The following is a 1,912-nucleotide window of genomic DNA, read 5'->3' on the forward strand; positions in this document are numbered from 1 at the left end:
GACCCCAGGAACTCCGTCACCGCCTCGATGACCTCGACCAGGCCCAGGCGGTCGACCCGCACGCCTTCCGGCAGGCTGGAGAACAGCCGCGTGGGCGCGGCGGCGTCCAGCATCACAAACACGCCCTTGTCGTCGGCGCGGCGGATCAGCCGTCCGAAGGCTTGGCTGATGCGGGCGCGGGCGACGCTGTCGTCATAGCCCTTGCCGCCAAACCTGGTGCGGCGAGCCTTGTGCAGGATGTCGGGGCGCGGCCACGGCACACGGTCGAAAGCGAGCAGCCGCAGCGAGCGTCCTGGCACATCGACCCCGTCGCGCACCGCGTCGGTGCCAAGCAGGCAGGAGTCTTCCTCGGCGCGGAAGATATCGACCAGGGCGCCGACCTCCAGCGGGTCCACATGCTGAGCGTAGAGCGCAAAGCCCTTGTCGGCCAGCGGGGCGGCGATCCGTTCGTGCACGGCGCGCAACCGGCGAATGGCGGTGAACAGGCCCAGGCCCCCGCCGCCAGCCGCCAGGAACAGCTCTCGCATCGCGGCGGCCACCTGCCGGGGATCGTCACGGCCGACGTCGGTGACCACATAGGCCCGCGCATTGTTGGCGTAGTCGAAGGGCGAGGCGAGCTTCAGGGTCTTGGGCCGTTCCGGCAGCCGCGCGGCTCCGGTGCGCATTTCAGCCAGGGCGAAGGGATCGTCGAGGGTGGCGTCCGACAGCGTCGCGCTGGTCACCAGCACCCCGTGGGCGGGGGCGATGACGGCGTTGGTCAGCGGCTCGGTCGGATCGACCCAATGGCGGCGGCTGGCGGCGTCCACCACCCGGCCATAGAGGAACGTGGCGTCAAACCAGTCGACGAAGTCGGGATCGTCCTCGGCGTCCTCGTCGATGGCGCGCAGCATCGAGCGCCAGGCCGGAAGCTGCATGCGGCAACGGCGGTCCAGGCCACGCAGCGCGCCCTCGATCCGCCCTCGATCGCTGGTGACGATCTGGGCGGCTTCTTCGTCCAGCAGGTCTTCCAGGTGGCGGGCCAGGGCCAGCAGCGGGGCCTCGATCTTGGCCAGGGCGGCCGCCGCGTCGCGGGCCGTGGCGCGCACCCGGTCGAGCGCCGGCCGCGCCGCGCACTCCATGCCGACGTCCGAGGGCGCGGCGCGGGCGCGAAGCTGCTCGATCACCGCCACCAGGAACAGTTCGATAGGCCCGATCGGGTTCACCTCGCCGTTCGGCGGGGCGATGCGGCCCGACCAGCCCTCGCCCGGCAAGGCGGCGGCGGCGTGCAAGGCGTCGGTCAGGGCGCCGCGCGCATCCTCACGGTCGCCCAGCATGTCCATCAGCCGGGCCTCCAGGCCCCGGCCGCGCCGGCCGCGGCCCTCAGGCCCGCGCATCCAGCGGCGTAGCTCCGCGGTCTCCTGTCCCGACAAGGCGGCGGCGAAGGCCGCGTCGGCGGCGTCGAACAGGTGGTGGCCTTCATCGAAGACTATGCGCTTGAGCTGCGTGGTCTCGCCGTCGCCCTTCGATCCTCGCGCGGCGCGAGCGCCGTCGAAGGCGGCCTGGGTCAGGACCAGGGCGTGGTTGGCGATGACGATGTCGGCCTTGCGCGACCCGCGGATGGCCTTTTCCACGAAGCAGGTCCGATAGTGCGAGCAGCCGGCGTGGATGCATTCGCCGCGCCGATCCACCAGGTTCGCCGCGCTGGCCTGTCCCGCCGCCGGCACCGCAAACAGGGTCGGCAGCCAAGCCGGGAAGTCGCCGCCGGTCATGTCGCCGTCGCGAGTGGCGCGCACCCAGCGGGCGGCCAGGCCCATGCCGATCAGGTCGGCGTTCCCGAGCTGGGCGGTGTTGGCCATGTCCTGGAAGTTCAGCAGGCAGAGATAGTTCTCGCGGCCTTTGCGGACCACCGCCTTGCGCGCCCGAACCTTGGGGT

1 protein-coding gene is annotated in these 1,912 nt (G+C 71.9%); it reads right to left on the reverse strand.

From position 1 onward, the window contains the following. Positions 1-1,912: ATP-dependent DNA helicase (locus Q7T84_RS17310; protein WP_304811311.1), on the reverse strand; the 1,912-nt coding region annotated here is incomplete at both ends.

The sequence above is a fragment of the Phenylobacterium sp. genome (assembly GCF_030654915.1).
In the GTDB taxonomy this organism is placed as follows: Bacteria; Pseudomonadota; Alphaproteobacteria; order Caulobacterales; family Caulobacteraceae; genus Phenylobacterium.